We start from the raw sequence: 13,396 nt of genomic DNA, 5'->3' as shown, positions 1-13,396 counted from the left end.
CACGATGTGTCCAGCATCGTGGCTTTCTTATTTTACGCTTCCTATGCTTGTATTATACCACATTAGGATCAATCCGGAACAGCGATTTCATGATTCACCGCTAATCTCTATCAATTTTCCATTCATCAACCTCTTGCGGATCGACACCGCACAGCTTGCAGATCAGGAGTCCAAGTGGCATTTTCGGTATTTTTTTGTGCTAGACCGACAATCGTTCCTGTAAGGTTGCAGCGAGTTCTTCTGTATCACTCCATATAATATGGCGGATTTGCTTGGGATGAATTTCCATGCTGTGCGCATCTTCGCGCTTGGCTGTCCAAATGACCGGGAGATTCAAGCCCAAGGCATAGCCGGTGGCGTAATAAGTCTCGGGACCGGGCGCAGATAAATCCGCAATCAGCAGCTTGCTTTCATCGAGCAGCTGCGTCATGGCCTCCGCGTCGGTTCGGCCTTGTGCAGTGTCAGCTATTTGCGGGTTGTAGCCGCATTGCTCCAATCTGGGAAATACGCCGCTGAACCATTCCTCCCGCAGCTCCGGCGTTTCTGGCAGCAGCACTACACAAGGCTTCAGCTTTTTCCCCCAAACGGTGGCTGTCGCCTGCAGCCATCCCTGTTCAGTGAGTGAAAATTTGGAGCCCGCCCGTTCAATCCACTTTTTATCCTTCAGCGTTTCGATAATGTAGATCATTTCTTGCAAAGTCGGAGAATAGGTTAGGTTGTAGCGGGTAGGAAGCTTGGAGATCACAAGCGGATCGCCGGGCCCCTTCGTATGCCGCTGCAGATAATGCAAGAAGCGGTTTCCCTTTGCTTCGACTGTGACGGGTATACGAGGCGAGTTCGGAATAGCCTCAATGTCATCGCCAGATAGAGTGACGGTCTGTCCACAGTCAGTCAGCTCCCGGATATAAGCAGATATAATCGGGAAAATCTGCCCTTTCGTATGATGGGGCAATGCTTGAAATAAGGGATAGCTATCGAGTTTTAAACCATAATATTTGCCTTCTGCACATTGGCAGTTCTCATACCATTCATATTCACCATGCAACCGCAGCGAAACAATTTGATTGCAAAATAAGCAGCGTTTTGTATCCGTTTGTGTCATGTTGTCAGGCCACCTCTCTATACTAAAACATTCGTTAGGAAGCTTTCATTAGAGGGAGCGGCGGCGATTAGAAATTTCTAAGTTCACTCATTTTTTATTCATAATTCCAGTAAAAGGGAGTTGTGGCTATGGCGAATTACCGCATTATTGTTGATTTGTCAGACAGACGGCTTTATTTGCTGGATGAAAATACCGTCGTGCGTGCCTTCCCTGTCGGCATAGGCCGTATGGTGACGCAGACGCCGGTAGGAGAATTTACGATCATTAACAAGCAGCCCCACCCGGGCGGCCCTTTTGGAGCTTTCTGGATGGGGCTTTCCAAGCCGCATTACGGCATTCATGGGACGAATAATCCGGCTTCGATCGGCCATCTGGTATCCCATGGCTGTATTCGGATGTATAACGAGGATGTGCTGACGCTGGCCAGCCTTGTACCTGTTGGCACGCGCGTTACGATCCGTCCTTGACTTCAACGGTAATGCTGTCAAGCAGTTGGTCGCCCGCATAAGGCAGGAGCCGCCATAAGCCCGGCTCGGGCAATGCGATCGAGGAGATGGCTCTGCGAGGGCCTTGCGGCTGCTCCTTGTCGGTAAGCGAGCCTGTGAAGACATCGATGATCTGCGTCTCTCCTTGCTTGACCGCTTTAACAACAAAATCCCGTTCCAGGGGCGTTTCCTTCTCCCATATATGCCACATCACCTTTTGCGATGAACCTGCTACAAGTCCGCCGTCGATAAGGCCGATCGTGCCCTCTGTCCCTCTGAGGGTATAAGTCTCGTACTTAAATAGCGGGCTTGCTTGCCAGGAAGCGTCTGGTACATGAAGCACAGCATCGCCATAAAATTGCCCGTCAACAGTGATAGTATAGCGCCAATAGCCGGAGAGCGGCAGCGCGGCAAATGCCGTATAACGTTCCAGCCCTTGATAGCCGCTTATCGGCGAGGTGATTTTTTCCGCAGCTACGATCTGCTCCAGATGTCCTGTCTCTATATGCTCGGCCGAGATAGCAAGCGTGCGGTCTTTCAGCTCGGCGAATGGCGCAGTCAGGTGAAAGATGTATCGAAATTTGCTGCCTGCACGAAGAGACGGATCAGGAAGCACGCTTAGTTTCAGCTTGCCTTCCTCGTAGTAGCTTTGACGTTCTTCCACAAATGATCCATGCTTGCCGGCTTGGGGTGCAATGCTATTCCATCCGAATATGGCTGCAGCCGCGACGACGATTAATACGGATGCCGCTGCGATCAGCCGGTAGCGCGGAGTGCGCGATCGATTCCGTTGGCCGGCATTTGCCCGGACGAGCACATTGTTTTTCATTGCATCCGTAAAATGCGGACGGGAAAAAGGAGAATCCTTCAGTTGTCTGCCCAAATATTCTTCATGCTCCTGCGGCATATCGATCACGCTCCTTCATGTTCATTGGCCAATAAAGCGGCTATTTTCTTTTTTGCTCTGCTGATACGGGATTTGACCGTACCTTCGGAAATATGCAGCAGCTCAGCGATCTGCCTAATGCTCAAGCCGTAATGATAGTCAAGGATTAGCACCTCGCGGAATTTGAGGGGCAGTTCCATTACCGTGTTCCACAACGCTTTGTTTTCCATGCGGTCAAAGAGCACTTCTTCTGCCGAAGGGGACTGGCCGGCACGCGCCAAAATGTTGTCCAGCAGCGTTACTTTGCGCACAAAAGCGCTTCGTAAATAATTAAAGGACTTATTGCGGGTAATGCTGAGCAGCCAGGTTTTGACGCTGCTTTCTCCGCGAAAGGAGTAAAGCCGCTTATAGGCGGCGAGGAACACATCCTGCGAAATATCGTCGGCAGCATCGGAGCGGCGCGTCAGGAAGTAAGCAAAATTCCATACATCTTCCCCGAATTCGGTCATCAGATCGTGCAGAACTGTGTTGCGATCAAAACCTGGCGCTAAATCGTGCAAGTAGTGCCGATCCATCGAAATATCACCTCATACAAGTAGACCCGCGATAAGGAAAAAGGTTCCCGTATGGCAAACTGTAACTGGGCTGGGGCTGGGGCGAAATGTTGCATAGAATACCACATCTCAAGCATGATAAGGCCTAAATGTTGATTTACCACAACATGGGTTTTGGTTTGTAGCTCTATTTTACTGTGAATTTATTTATAGTGGGGACTAAATGGATTTTCTACAGTTTGTTTTTTGTTTTGTTCGTTAGATAGCCGGAACTAGATGGAAAACCTACAGTTAGAATGGGAGTTAGAGATGGATAGACTCGATTTGGCTCAAACTAGCTGGATGATTTCCAGTTAGACTGCAAAAATTGTCTGTTCTGGCGTATCTACCTACATAAAATCCAGTTAGTTTTTGGGAAAAGGAAGCCGGGATCAGCTTTTAAGATTTCAACGCGGTTTTCGTTTGCCGGACCGTAGATCCCTTGTCTGTGAACAAAACAGCTAAATCGGCGGTCCGCGGACACAGGATCCGTTATTGCCCTCCAATCGCCGCGAAAGCCAAGCAAAATCAGCAAATAACGGAACATATGTTCGTGTATCCTCCAAATTAGCCGGCTTTCAACCAAATAACGGAACGTCTGTCCGGCCACGCCCAGTTACAGTTCCGCCAGAGTTGCGCAGTCCGAAAAGCGGCTATGAAACGCATAGCCGCAACTCATTCGCCTAACAACCGCTCAACTGGAACCCAATTGTTTGCGGTATTCCGAAGGCGTCAGCCCGAAATGCTTTTTGAACGTTTTGCTGAAGTGCGGGTAATCGGAAAAGCCGACCCGGTAAGCGACCTCAGCGGTTGGCGAACTGCTTGCTGTAAGCAGTTCTTTCGCTTTATCCATTCGTAAACGTATTAAATATTTTACGAAGTTAATGTTCATTTCTTCTTTGAAGGAGCGGCTGAAATAAGCGTCAGACATGCCGAGCGATTGGGCGACGTCAGTCAGTGACAATTCTTCCTCCGCGTAGTGCTCCTCCAAGTAACGGACTGCCTTGAGAATATTGGCGCGCGATCCCAAATTTCGCGTTCCGCGCACCTCCTCTGCCGCCCGTACGATGAACGCATTCAGCGCTTGCACACATTCTTCCTCATGATTTGGCCATGACGAGTAATCACGATAAGGATGCGCAGCTAATGTGAAGTTCCGCTCCTGCAGCTCTTGGGCGATCAGGCCGGCAACATTGTGTGTGAACTGTGCAAAGCTAAGCTCATCCGGGCGCGACGTTTTGTAGAGCTGGCAGGCCTGCGCTGCGAGCGCGGAGGCCTCTGTGGCGTTTGCGGCCCAAATCGAAGCGGCCAGCTCTTTGACGATTGCCTGCAGGGAGACCATCCATTCATTGTGGCGGGAGAAGCGGCTGTCGCGCTGCTGCAGTTCGTTATAAAGCTGCTGCAGGGCTTGCAGAAACTGATCGGGATCTACAGGCTTTAATAAGAAATCGGCTACGCCGAATTTGATCGCTTGCCGCGCATATTCGAAATTGTTATACCCTGACAAAATGATAAACCGGGTTCCTTTTTTGCGTTCGAGCGCAGCTTCGATAAAGGAGAGTCCGTCCAGCTCGGGCATGCGGATATCAGTAACAACGATATCGGGCCTGGTCTCCTCCAGCAGCTGCAGCGCTTCGGCACCGTCCTCGGCTTCGGCCGCAATCGTAATTTGCAGTCCGGAGGACTCGACCAGCTTGCGCAAGCTGAGATGAATCATATGTTCATCGTCGACGATCATCATGCGGTACATAGTGGCACCCCCTAGAATAAATTAGTTGCCGGTTGAAGGCAGAGGAAGACGAATTTCGAACGCGGCTCCGGGCCGGCCATCATCGACAGATAACACCCGCAAGCCGAAATGAGCGCCGAACGTAAGCGACAGCCGCTGGTGAACATTTGTCAGACCGATGCCCCGGTCATACTCCTCCGCGGATTCATGCTCAAGAGCGTGCTGGAGCGCGCTTATTTGCGAAGCATCCATGCCTGATCCATGGTCAGTCACGATAATGGAGAAATAGTCCTTTTCCGCTTTGCAGTCAATGCCGATAAAGGTCGGCTTCTTGTGAGCGTACCCGTGCTTGAAAGCATTCTCAACTAAAGGCTGGAGGGTGAAACGGACGGTATGCATAGCATCCAGCGCCCACTCCTCGGCATCAATATCGACCTGCAGCTTGCGAAAGCGCGCCTGCTGAATATCAAGATAAGAGCGGATGTGAGCAAGCTCCTCTCTTAAAGTGACTAATTGCTTGGCGCTGCCGGTATTGTAGCGGAACATATGGGCCAGCGCACCCGTCATCCGTACAATTTCGCGGTTCTGCTCGATGATCGCATGCGAGTTAATAATCTCAAGCGAATTGTACAAGAAGTGGGGATTAATATGGGATTGCATCGATTGCAGGGCCGAATCCTTTTGCTTAATAATAAGCGCTTGCTCCTTAAGCTTGGAGGAGTGCACCTCCTTCACGAGCCGGTTCAACTCGCTCACCATTTTGAAAAAGCTGCGATACAGCGAACCGATTTCATCATTGCGCTGCCGGCTGGGATGAACGCGGGCGGTGAAGTCGCCATTTTCCACCTTGGCCATTAACCGCTGCAAAAACGTCAGCGACCGGGTTAACGACAGCGAGTAGCCGCCGACGATGATCAGAGCGAGCAACAGCAGGATGGCTGCGGCTACCAAGGTATAATTGCGCAGCTGCAGCAGGTCGCCGATCAATTGGCGGAACGGAATTTCGGCCGCTACAATCCAATTGGTCGTTCGCGAATGCTCGAAGATGACCAGATTTGCCTGCGTCGACTGCGGATAGCGAAAATGATCGGTGCCTTTCGACTTGAATTGGGCGGCAAGCTCGGGCTCGACGCGGCTTCCGGTCAGAGTCGGGTCGGGATGGTACACCGTGCTGCCATCAGCTGTCGCAATCCACACATTGAAGCCGCCCAGCGAGACGTTGTTGCAGATGTTCTCGATTTGCCGCAAATTAAGATCGATAACAAGCAGCCCTTCATAGAGAAAGGTTGTGTTGCTGTGCAGCTTGCGCACGACTGTCAAGACGGTAGTAGAGCCGAGCTTGCTGACCCCTAGTATTTGATAAGTGTTGATATTTTCCATTTGCTTTACCAGCTCGGAGTTGCGCTGGCGGATTTCCTTCATATCGAGCATTTCGTCTGTTTTACTATAATCATAAATTTGCTGATTTTTCGTATTCACAAGCGACATTCCGACGATGTCCGGACGGCCATGGATCATTTGATTGAATAAGTCGTCCTCGACTTTATCGGACAGCATGTAATACTGGTAAGGCGTCAGTACGGGTTTGTTCAAAAACTGCTGAATTTGCGGATTGTTGACAAAGGGATAGGTGGAGTTTTCCAGATTGGAAAAATAGAGATCCAAGTACTCGTTCGTCTGTTCGATAATCCGCTTATTCGTATCGATTGCGGTTCGTTCGATCGTCGCTGTGGACGATTTATACCATAGCCAGCCGAGTGCGAAAAAGGGGATGCAAATAAAGAAAATGATAATCATAATAAGCCGCTGATTGATCGAAAGCACACGCTTGCGACGGCCGATCTCCTCGTTCATCCCGCAGTTCCCTCCCTTTGCCAAAACAAAATAACTCATAGCAAAAAAACACAAGTTGTAAATAAAATTGCATGTCGCAGTTCTTGGAGATTGATTATACTACCCTTTAGAAAGCGCTTCAAGTTGATTTACAACATGACGCAGGAGGTAAACGCGATGTCACTTTTTTCCGGAAAGGGCAATAAAGTGGTCATACTGCTGTTAACGATGGTACTCGCAATGCCATTGCTGACAGCGACAAAAACAGAAGCAGCAGGGACGGTCTTGACCATTGATTCCCACACGGATCAGCAGACGGTGCCGGCGGGAATGACAAGAATTAGCGGTTCTTATCAAGGAGCATACGCCATGCAGCTTGTTATTAACGGGGCGCGCGTGGAGGATGCGCATATGGATGATCCGGATGGCGATGATGCCGGCAGCTGGTACTACGATCTGGATTTGTCGAAGTATGACGGCGAAGTAGAGCTGATCGCCCGCGGAGTTGATGCTTCAACTCGCTATAATGCTTGGTCGGGTATTGTCCGGCTGAACGTAAACAACCCGGCGGCCAATGTGCCGAAAGTGATGATTACAAGCCCGGCAGACAAGGCTGCTGTGGAGGGGAAAGTCGATGTCACTGTGGCAGTCTATGCGATCAATCCGCTAAAAAGCGTAGAAATACGCATCAACGGCGGGCCGTGGAAGCAAGCTAAACAGCAAGAAAATGAGTACGTTTACAAATGGAATACGAATGGAATTGGCAATAAAACGAGCAGCATCGAAGCAAGGGCTATCGATCAGCGGGGCAATATCGGACGCAGCTTGACCACCTATGTCAAGGTTGGGCTGGGCAGTGAAGAGCCGACAGTGTTTGTCAAGCAGGATCGCGCCATGTGGATTTGGGAGCATGCCTCCTACAATTTGATGCTGAATGACGGCTCGCGCGATGTGCTCGATGCAATGGCGGCGGATACGGCCACCTTTAATCAGCAGCCTGTCAAAACGTTATATTTGGGCGTAGACAAATATGACGGGCAGGATATGCTGGAGGATTTGCGCAAGCAGGTGCGCGGTTTTGTCTCGTGGGCGCATCGCAAGGGCTATCGCGTCGAGGCGTTAATTGCCGGAGGAACGAATCCGCCGTATTTTGGCAGCTATGAACGTTACAGGGAGGCGGCCGTAAGAGAATTTGAAAAGGTGCTGAACTATAACATTTCATCAAGCAGCGAGGAACGGTTCGACGGCATCAATCTCGATACGGAGCCATACAGCTTGCCGGATTTTCATGCCGCATATCCATCTGTACAGCTGCAATATCTCGATATGCTAGCCGCTTTGATGGAGCGGAAGCAGGCATCGGGCCTCGGACTGGCAGTAGGGCCGGCAATTCCGCGCTGGTACGATTCCTCCGATTCGGCAAAGGCGATTACCTGGAACGGCTCGACCAAATGGCTGTCGGAACATATTCAGGATACGGTAGACTACATCGCCATTATGGATTACCGCGATCAGGCGGAGGGCAGTGTCGGAATTATCGCCCAGGCACAAGGGGAAATTGACTATGCCAACGCGATTGGCAAGCCGAATTCGGTCGTAATCGGCGTGGAAACGAAGGATATCGCTGACGGCGGCGATCCGGCGACCATTACCTTCCATGAAGAAGGCCGCACCTATATGGAGGCGGAGCTGCAGAAGGTTTATCACGCCTTTGAGGACAACCCGGCTTTTGCTGGCATTGCGCTCCATCATTATGATACGGTCAGGACGCTTCCGTCCCGCTGGGGACCTGGCGGTCTGACTTGGAGTCCGCCTGCAGACCACAAGGCGCCCGGCAAAGTGAGCAAGGAGCCGGTCGCAACCACCTTCAGCCATGAGCGCATCGATGTGACCTACGGCCGGGCGTACGATAATGCGGAGGTAGCGGAATACCGCATCTATCGCGGAACGAGCCCGGAATTTGCCGCAACGGACGCAACGCTGGCCGGTGTTGCCAGAGGATTGACCTTCAAGGACACTGGCCTGCTTCCGGACACGACCTATTATTATAAGGTGGAGGCGGTCGACAGCTCGGGCAATGTAGGGAAGCTTTCCAAAGCGGCACAGGCGCGGACGGCATCGACAACGCTCAAGCCGATGATAGTAAAGAGCATGACGGTAACTTATGAAGGCGGTAAAGGGACGGTGCAGTTGGAGGTGGCGGATTTGCAATCAGGCGCTCCGGTGCAAGCAAAGGTCCATGGCCGATTTACACATATGGCCGGTAAATATGTATCGATGCAGACCGCTGCCGCTAATGGAAGCGCGAGTGCGGTATCCGAGGCCGTAAAGGCGTCGGCGACCGGCGAAATCGGTTTTGTACCGCGCCGCATTATGGCGAGCGGCTACTACTGGGCAAGTGCCTATGATCAGCCTCATCATGCGTCGGTTGTATGGTAAGCGGCTGGGCAACTAAACAAGGGGGATGAAGAAGATGAGAAACAACTGGCGTAAAAGTATGCTGCTGGCGATGGTAATTGTACTCGTCATGCTGACCGCAGCCTGCTCCGGGGGCAAAGGCAACGGGAATTCCAAGCCGGAGACGGGCAATAATGGCGCGGGAGGAAATAATAAAGGAACGGTATCGGAAGGCGGCGGCGGTGACGCCAAAACAAACGATGAGAAGGTCGAGATTGTGCTCGGCTACTATTCAGGCGGCACATCCGACGAGAAAATGAAGCAATTGATCGATACCTTTATGAGCAAGCATCCCAATATTAAAGTGACGACGCAAAGTGCGCCGTACGGGCAGTTTTTTCAAAAGCTGGATACACAAATTGCCGCAAGCAAGGCTCCGGACGTGTGGCTTTCTGACGGCGTATATGTAATGAAATATGCTGAGCGCGGTGCTATCAAAGATTTGTCGGATTGGATCTCGCGCGATTTGAACAAGGATGACTATTACGGTCTTGATTTCAACAAAGATGCAAGCGGCAAGTATTGGGGGGTGCCGCAAGGCATTCAGGTGGCAACGCTTCACTACAACAAAGATATGTTCGACAAAGCCAATGTTCCTTATCCGACCGAAGATTGGACTTGGGAAGATCTGAAGCAGACCGCTGCCAAGCTGACGATTGACGGGAACGGCAAAACGGCGGATGAAGCCGGCTTTGACGCGAACAACGTGAATCAATTCGGTTTGACCTTCTTCAGCATTACAGAGGGCTGGTTCCCGGTCATTCGCTCCTATGGCGGCGGCGCGCTGGATGAAACGGGACAAAAGTCAATTATCAACTCGCCGGAAAACAAGCAGGCCTTTGAATGGATGGTTGACGGCATGAAACGCGGCATCATTACCGATCCGGTCGATCTGAAAAGCTTCCAAAGCTCGATGGCCGTCTTCCCAAGCGGCTCGGCGGCGATGCGGATCGGCATCTATGCCCGGGTGCTGGCCGAGAATGAAGCCGGCTTGAATTATGATGTTACTTTGCTGCCAAAAGGTCCGACAGGAAAACGGGTAGCGCCGGTTATCGCCAATTCATGGGTCATTAATCAGAAATCGGACGATGCAAAAGCGCAAGCGGCATGGGAATGGGTCAAATATTGGGCGACGGAAGACGATGTACAGAAGCAATGGGCTGAGCTGGGCGAGGCGATTCCGGTGAAGAAATCGGTGGCGAACTCGGATGTCTTCTTGAATGCCAACGAGAAGCCGGCCAATGTGCAGGCGTTCCTCGACAGCCTGGAAGTTGCCAGTACACTGGATGTAAATGCCGTCTGGGAAGAATGGGTCGGCAAGTTTAACGAAAATGCACAGCGCGCCTTCCTTGGCGATGCATCGATCGACGATGCGCTGGCCGGAGCGGACAAAGATGTGCAGCGCGTGCTTGACGATTTCTATAAAAAATAATGAAGATTGAAAGGCGGGGTTGATATGGACAATTCCATCCGCAGAAATACGCTGCCAACTGTCGATCAAATCCCGGTCAAGGCTAAAAAACGCAAATCGTTTGATCATGAGGGGAGATGGGGCCTGTTAATGGTCTCCCCCTACTTGCTTCATTTTATATTGTTCGTGGCAGGGCCGCTCGCGGCATCGTTTTACTTCAGCCTGTCCGACTACGATATGCTGAATCCGCCGCGTTGGACCGGTCTGGACAACTTCAGTCGCTTGTTCGGCGACGAGCTGTTTTGGAAGTCGCTTGGCAACACTTTGTACTTTACGATTTTGTTTGTTCCGCTGCAGACATTTCTGGCCTTGGTGCTGGCTACGGCGCTGAATCAGAAGCTGAAAGGGCTTAAGCTGTTCCGAATGGCGCATTTCATCCCTGTTATTTCATCCTGGACGGTCATTTTGTATGTTGCGGATGCGATTTTTAATCCGCGCTTTGGCTTTGCCAATGCGATTTTGGGCTGGTTCGGCCTCGATCCGCAGCGCTGGCTGCAGGATGCCAGTCTGGCCATTCCGCTGCTTGTGCTGATCGCGGTATGGAAAGGGATCGGCTATATTATGGTCATTTACCTGGCCGGACTGCAAAGCGTGCCGAACGATCTGTATGAAGCTGCCGAAATCGACGGTGCGGGAACATTGCGGAAATTTACAGCCGTTACGCTGCCGATGATTTCATCGACGACGTTCCTAGTCATCATTCTTAGTACAATTTCCACCTTCCAGGCGTTTGAGCAAATTTATGTCTTGACCGGCGGGGGAGAAATCAGTGCGGCCGGCGGGCCGAACAACTCGACGCTTGTACTTATGCTTTATTTGTATCGCGAGGGCTTCACCTATATGCGGATGGGCTATGCATCAGCGCTTGCGTGGGTACTCTTTATGATTTTGTTCGTGCTGACACTCATTCAAATGACCGTGCAGAAAAAATGGGTGCATTACAACTAGCATGCACGCAAGGGGAGGCGCTTGACGCATGAAGCATAAAAGAATAGGAAAATGGGTTGGCTATATCGCGATTACGATCAGCTCGCTTATTATGGTCGTGCCTTTTTTAACGGCATTAATGAATTCGCTTAAGACGTACAAGGAATATACGGCGGTACCGCCAAAGTGGATTCCGGCTGTTTTTCAATGGTCGAATTATTCCGAGGTGCTCAAGCTCGGCGACTTCGGCCAATATATCGGTAACAGCTTTTATGTGGCGCTGCTGTCGGTAACAGGGTCTTTGCTGTCCTGCTCGTTAGTGGGCTACGCCTTTGCCCGGCTGCGTTTTCCGCTGAAAAATGCGCTGTTTGTCATGGTGCTGGGCACGATGATGATTCCGCCAGTCGTCATCATCATTCCGCATTTCATTATTTTCAACAGCGTGAACATGCTCGATACGCTGACTCCGCTGTGGGTCATCGAGTGGCTGGCGCAGCCGTTCGGCATCTTTTTGCTGCGGCAGGCATTCCTGAATATACCGAAGGAATATGAAGAGTCGGCCAAAATGGAAGGCTGCAACCCGCTGCAGATTTATGCCCGCATTTTCATTCCGATGGTGCGCCCGACATTGGCGACGCTGGCTATTTTCACTTTTATGGGCAAATGGAATGAAATTCTCGCCCCGGTCATTTATTTGACCAGCAGCGAGAAGTTCACTTTGCCGGTCGGGATCTTGTCGCTAGGCGGCCAATGGACTGGCAATGAGCAAATGATGGTGGCGGCAGCGCTGCTTAGTCTGGTGCCGATCCTGCTCGTATTTCTGTTCGCAGAGAAGTATTTCGTGCAAAATCATAATGCCTCAGGCATTAAATAAGATTAGCTTGATTGGAGCGGTGCCCTTGTTAAGGGTGCCGCTCTTTGTCTAACGATAATTGTGAGCAAATCGTAGCCGATTTGTGAAGAAAAATATAATTTTTTTAATTCATATTAACTTTGTCGGATATGTATGCTATTATAGTGCTAACTTACTAATTTGTTGTACATAGAGGAGCGAAGGTCATGTCTGTAGAAACGTTCAAAGCCACTGCGCATTTGCAAGAAGGGGTTGCGGTCAACGTTAGCGCCCGTAATTTCGAAATTAGAATCGATGAGCCTAAAAGCCTGGGCGGAGCCGACACAGGAATGAATCCGGTGGAAGCTGTACTGGGAGCGCTTGGAGCTTGCCAATCGATCGTGGCACGCGTATATGCGCGCAAGTTTGGTATTCGTCTGGAAGATTTCCGCGTTGAGGTAGAAGGCGATATCGATTTGGACGGTTTCTTCGACAAATCCGATGTGCGCCGCGGCTATTCTGACATTCGCTACACGTTCCACATCAAGACCGACGCTCCGCGCGAGCGGGTTGAGCAATTTGTTGCATACCTGGAGAAGCAGTGCCCGGTAGGCGACACGATCGCTGCTCCGGTCAACATGAAGCTGAGCGGCATCGTGATCGAAAATCCTGCAGCGGTGTAAGAGGTATTGTAAGAGGCTGTCCCGAAAGTTATCGGTTGGATGATAACTAGGGGGCGGCCTCTTTGTCATGACGCTAACGGATCTCACGGCCGCTATTTTCGAAAAATCGGCCGATCTGAAATTGTAACGGAACAGTGTGCCGCTATTTGCTGATTGTTAGCACGATTTCGCAAGAAAACGTCCAATTAAGGTCGCTCAGCTCCGTTAGAATTCAAAAAGGGGGTTTATAGGCGAAATAACGTCTGTGGCTTCCGTAAGATGAAACCGCTTTGGGGCTTATCCCTTCGGTGCTCGAACCTCTGACCTCTGCTGCCGCGATGCATGCTCCTAGGTATGTGAAGATACCGCTGAAGCGGGGTGTTTCCGATGTAGCTGCCAGATTCGTTTTGCCAGAGGAC

Annotated in this window: 11 protein-coding genes; 6 read left to right on the top strand and 5 right to left on the bottom strand. The window is 51.0% G+C overall.

Annotation, left to right across the window (positions count from 1 at the left end):
• Positions 1–199: 199 nt before the first annotated feature.
• On the bottom strand, positions 200–1,102 hold the full coding sequence (locus ACFQ0N_RS09085) for a hypothetical protein (protein WP_379325067.1): 903 nt from the start codon (positions 1,100–1,102) through the stop codon (positions 200–202).
• Between the two features lie 128 nt (positions 1,103–1,230).
• Between ACFQ0N_RS09085 and ACFQ0N_RS09080 the strand changes: the two genes are divergently transcribed.
• Positions 1,231–1,569, top strand: coding sequence for a L,D-transpeptidase (locus tag ACFQ0N_RS09080; protein ID WP_379325065.1), 339 nt, complete (start codon positions 1,231–1,233; stop codon positions 1,567–1,569).
• On the opposite strand, the gene ACFQ0N_RS09075 is transcribed toward ACFQ0N_RS09080, so the two are convergent.
• From ACFQ0N_RS09075 to ACFQ0N_RS09060, 4 genes are all read right to left on the bottom strand, one after another.
• Positions 1,553–2,494, bottom strand: a complete 942-nt coding sequence (locus ACFQ0N_RS09075) for a DUF4871 domain-containing protein (RefSeq protein WP_379325063.1) — start codon at positions 2,492–2,494, stop codon at positions 1,553–1,555. The genes ACFQ0N_RS09080 and ACFQ0N_RS09075 overlap by 17 nt on opposite strands.
• Positions 2,495–2,499: 5 nt before the next feature.
• Positions 2,500–3,048 carry an RNA polymerase sigma factor gene (locus ACFQ0N_RS09070; protein ID WP_379325061.1) on the bottom strand — a complete coding sequence of 183 codons (549 nt, stop codon included), beginning with the start codon at positions 3,046–3,048 and terminating at the stop codon, positions 2,500–2,502.
• Positions 3,049–3,760: 712 nt separating this feature from the next.
• The gene (locus ACFQ0N_RS09065) at positions 3,761–4,816 is read right to left on the bottom strand and encodes a response regulator transcription factor (protein ID WP_379325059.1); all 1,056 of its coding nucleotides are present in this window, start codon (positions 4,814–4,816) and stop codon (positions 3,761–3,763) included.
• A 21-nt stretch (positions 4,817–4,837) separates the two neighbouring features.
• A complete protein-coding gene (locus ACFQ0N_RS09060; protein ID WP_379325057.1) occupies positions 4,838–6,649 on the bottom strand; it encodes a cache domain-containing sensor histidine kinase in 1,812 nt (603 codons plus the stop codon).
• Between the two features lie 156 nt (positions 6,650–6,805).
• Between ACFQ0N_RS09060 and ACFQ0N_RS09055 the strand changes: the two genes are divergently transcribed.
• The 5 genes from ACFQ0N_RS09055 (at position 6,806) to ACFQ0N_RS09035 (ending at position 12,998) form a co-directional block, all read left to right on the top strand.
• Positions 6,806–9,067 (top strand): Ig-like domain-containing protein, encoded by a 2,262-nt coding sequence (locus ACFQ0N_RS09055; RefSeq protein WP_379325055.1) that lies wholly within the window; start codon positions 6,806–6,808, stop codon positions 9,065–9,067.
• A gap of 25 nt (positions 9,068–9,092) precedes the next feature.
• Positions 9,093–10,517: an ABC transporter substrate-binding protein gene (locus ACFQ0N_RS09050; RefSeq protein WP_379325054.1), complete on the top strand. Its 1,425-nt coding sequence runs from the start codon at positions 9,093–9,095 to the stop codon at positions 10,515–10,517.
• A 24-nt stretch (positions 10,518–10,541) separates the two neighbouring features.
• Positions 10,542–11,504 (top strand): carbohydrate ABC transporter permease, encoded by a 963-nt coding sequence (locus ACFQ0N_RS09045; protein WP_379325053.1) that lies wholly within the window; start codon positions 10,542–10,544, stop codon positions 11,502–11,504.
• 28 nt (positions 11,505–11,532) lie between these two features.
• A complete protein-coding gene (locus ACFQ0N_RS09040) occupies positions 11,533–12,357 on the top strand; it encodes a carbohydrate ABC transporter permease (protein WP_379325050.1) in 825 nt (274 codons plus the stop codon).
• A 185-nt stretch (positions 12,358–12,542) separates the two neighbouring features.
• The gene (locus ACFQ0N_RS09035; protein WP_379325048.1) at positions 12,543–12,998 is read left to right on the top strand and encodes an OsmC family protein; all 456 of its coding nucleotides are present in this window, start codon (positions 12,543–12,545) and stop codon (positions 12,996–12,998) included.
• Positions 12,999–13,396: the final 398 nt, after the last annotated feature.

It is taken from the genome of Paenibacillus sp. GCM10027626 (genome assembly GCF_042676285.1).
In the GTDB taxonomy this organism is placed as follows: domain Bacteria; phylum Bacillota; class Bacilli; order Paenibacillales; family Paenibacillaceae; genus Paenibacillus_Z.
This window is presented reverse-complemented; position numbering and strand designations above follow the sequence as displayed.

Bases quoted from the DNA above. Each gene is read 5' to 3' on its own strand.
- ACFQ0N_RS09070 (WP_379325061.1), bottom strand. From the start codon at position 3,048: ATGGATCGGCACTACTTGCACGATTTAGCGCCAGGTTTTGATCGCAAC.
- ACFQ0N_RS09075 (WP_379325063.1), bottom strand. From the start codon at position 2,494: ATGCCGCAGGAGCATGAAGAATATTTGGGCAGACAACTGAAGGATTCT.
- ACFQ0N_RS09060 (WP_379325057.1), bottom strand. From the start codon at position 6,649: ATGAACGAGGAGATCGGCCGTCGCAAGCGTGTGCTTTCGATCAATCAG.
- ACFQ0N_RS09055 (WP_379325055.1), top strand. From the start codon at position 6,806: ATGTCACTTTTTTCCGGAAAGGGCAATAAAGTGGTCATACTGCTGTTA.
- ACFQ0N_RS09080 (WP_379325065.1), top strand. From the start codon at position 1,231: ATGGCGAATTACCGCATTATTGTTGATTTGTCAGACAGACGGCTTTAT.
- ACFQ0N_RS09085 (WP_379325067.1), bottom strand. From the start codon at position 1,102: ATGACACAAACGGATACAAAACGCTGCTTATTTTGCAATCAAATTGTT.
- ACFQ0N_RS09065 (WP_379325059.1), bottom strand. From the start codon at position 4,816: ATGTACCGCATGATGATCGTCGACGATGAACATATGATTCATCTCAGC.
- ACFQ0N_RS09050 (WP_379325054.1), top strand. From the start codon at position 9,093: ATGAAGAAGATGAGAAACAACTGGCGTAAAAGTATGCTGCTGGCGATG.
- ACFQ0N_RS09045 (WP_379325053.1), top strand. From the start codon at position 10,542: ATGGACAATTCCATCCGCAGAAATACGCTGCCAACTGTCGATCAAATC.
- ACFQ0N_RS09040 (WP_379325050.1), top strand. From the start codon at position 11,533: ATGAAGCATAAAAGAATAGGAAAATGGGTTGGCTATATCGCGATTACG.
- ACFQ0N_RS09035 (WP_379325048.1), top strand. From the start codon at position 12,543: ATGTCTGTAGAAACGTTCAAAGCCACTGCGCATTTGCAAGAAGGGGTT.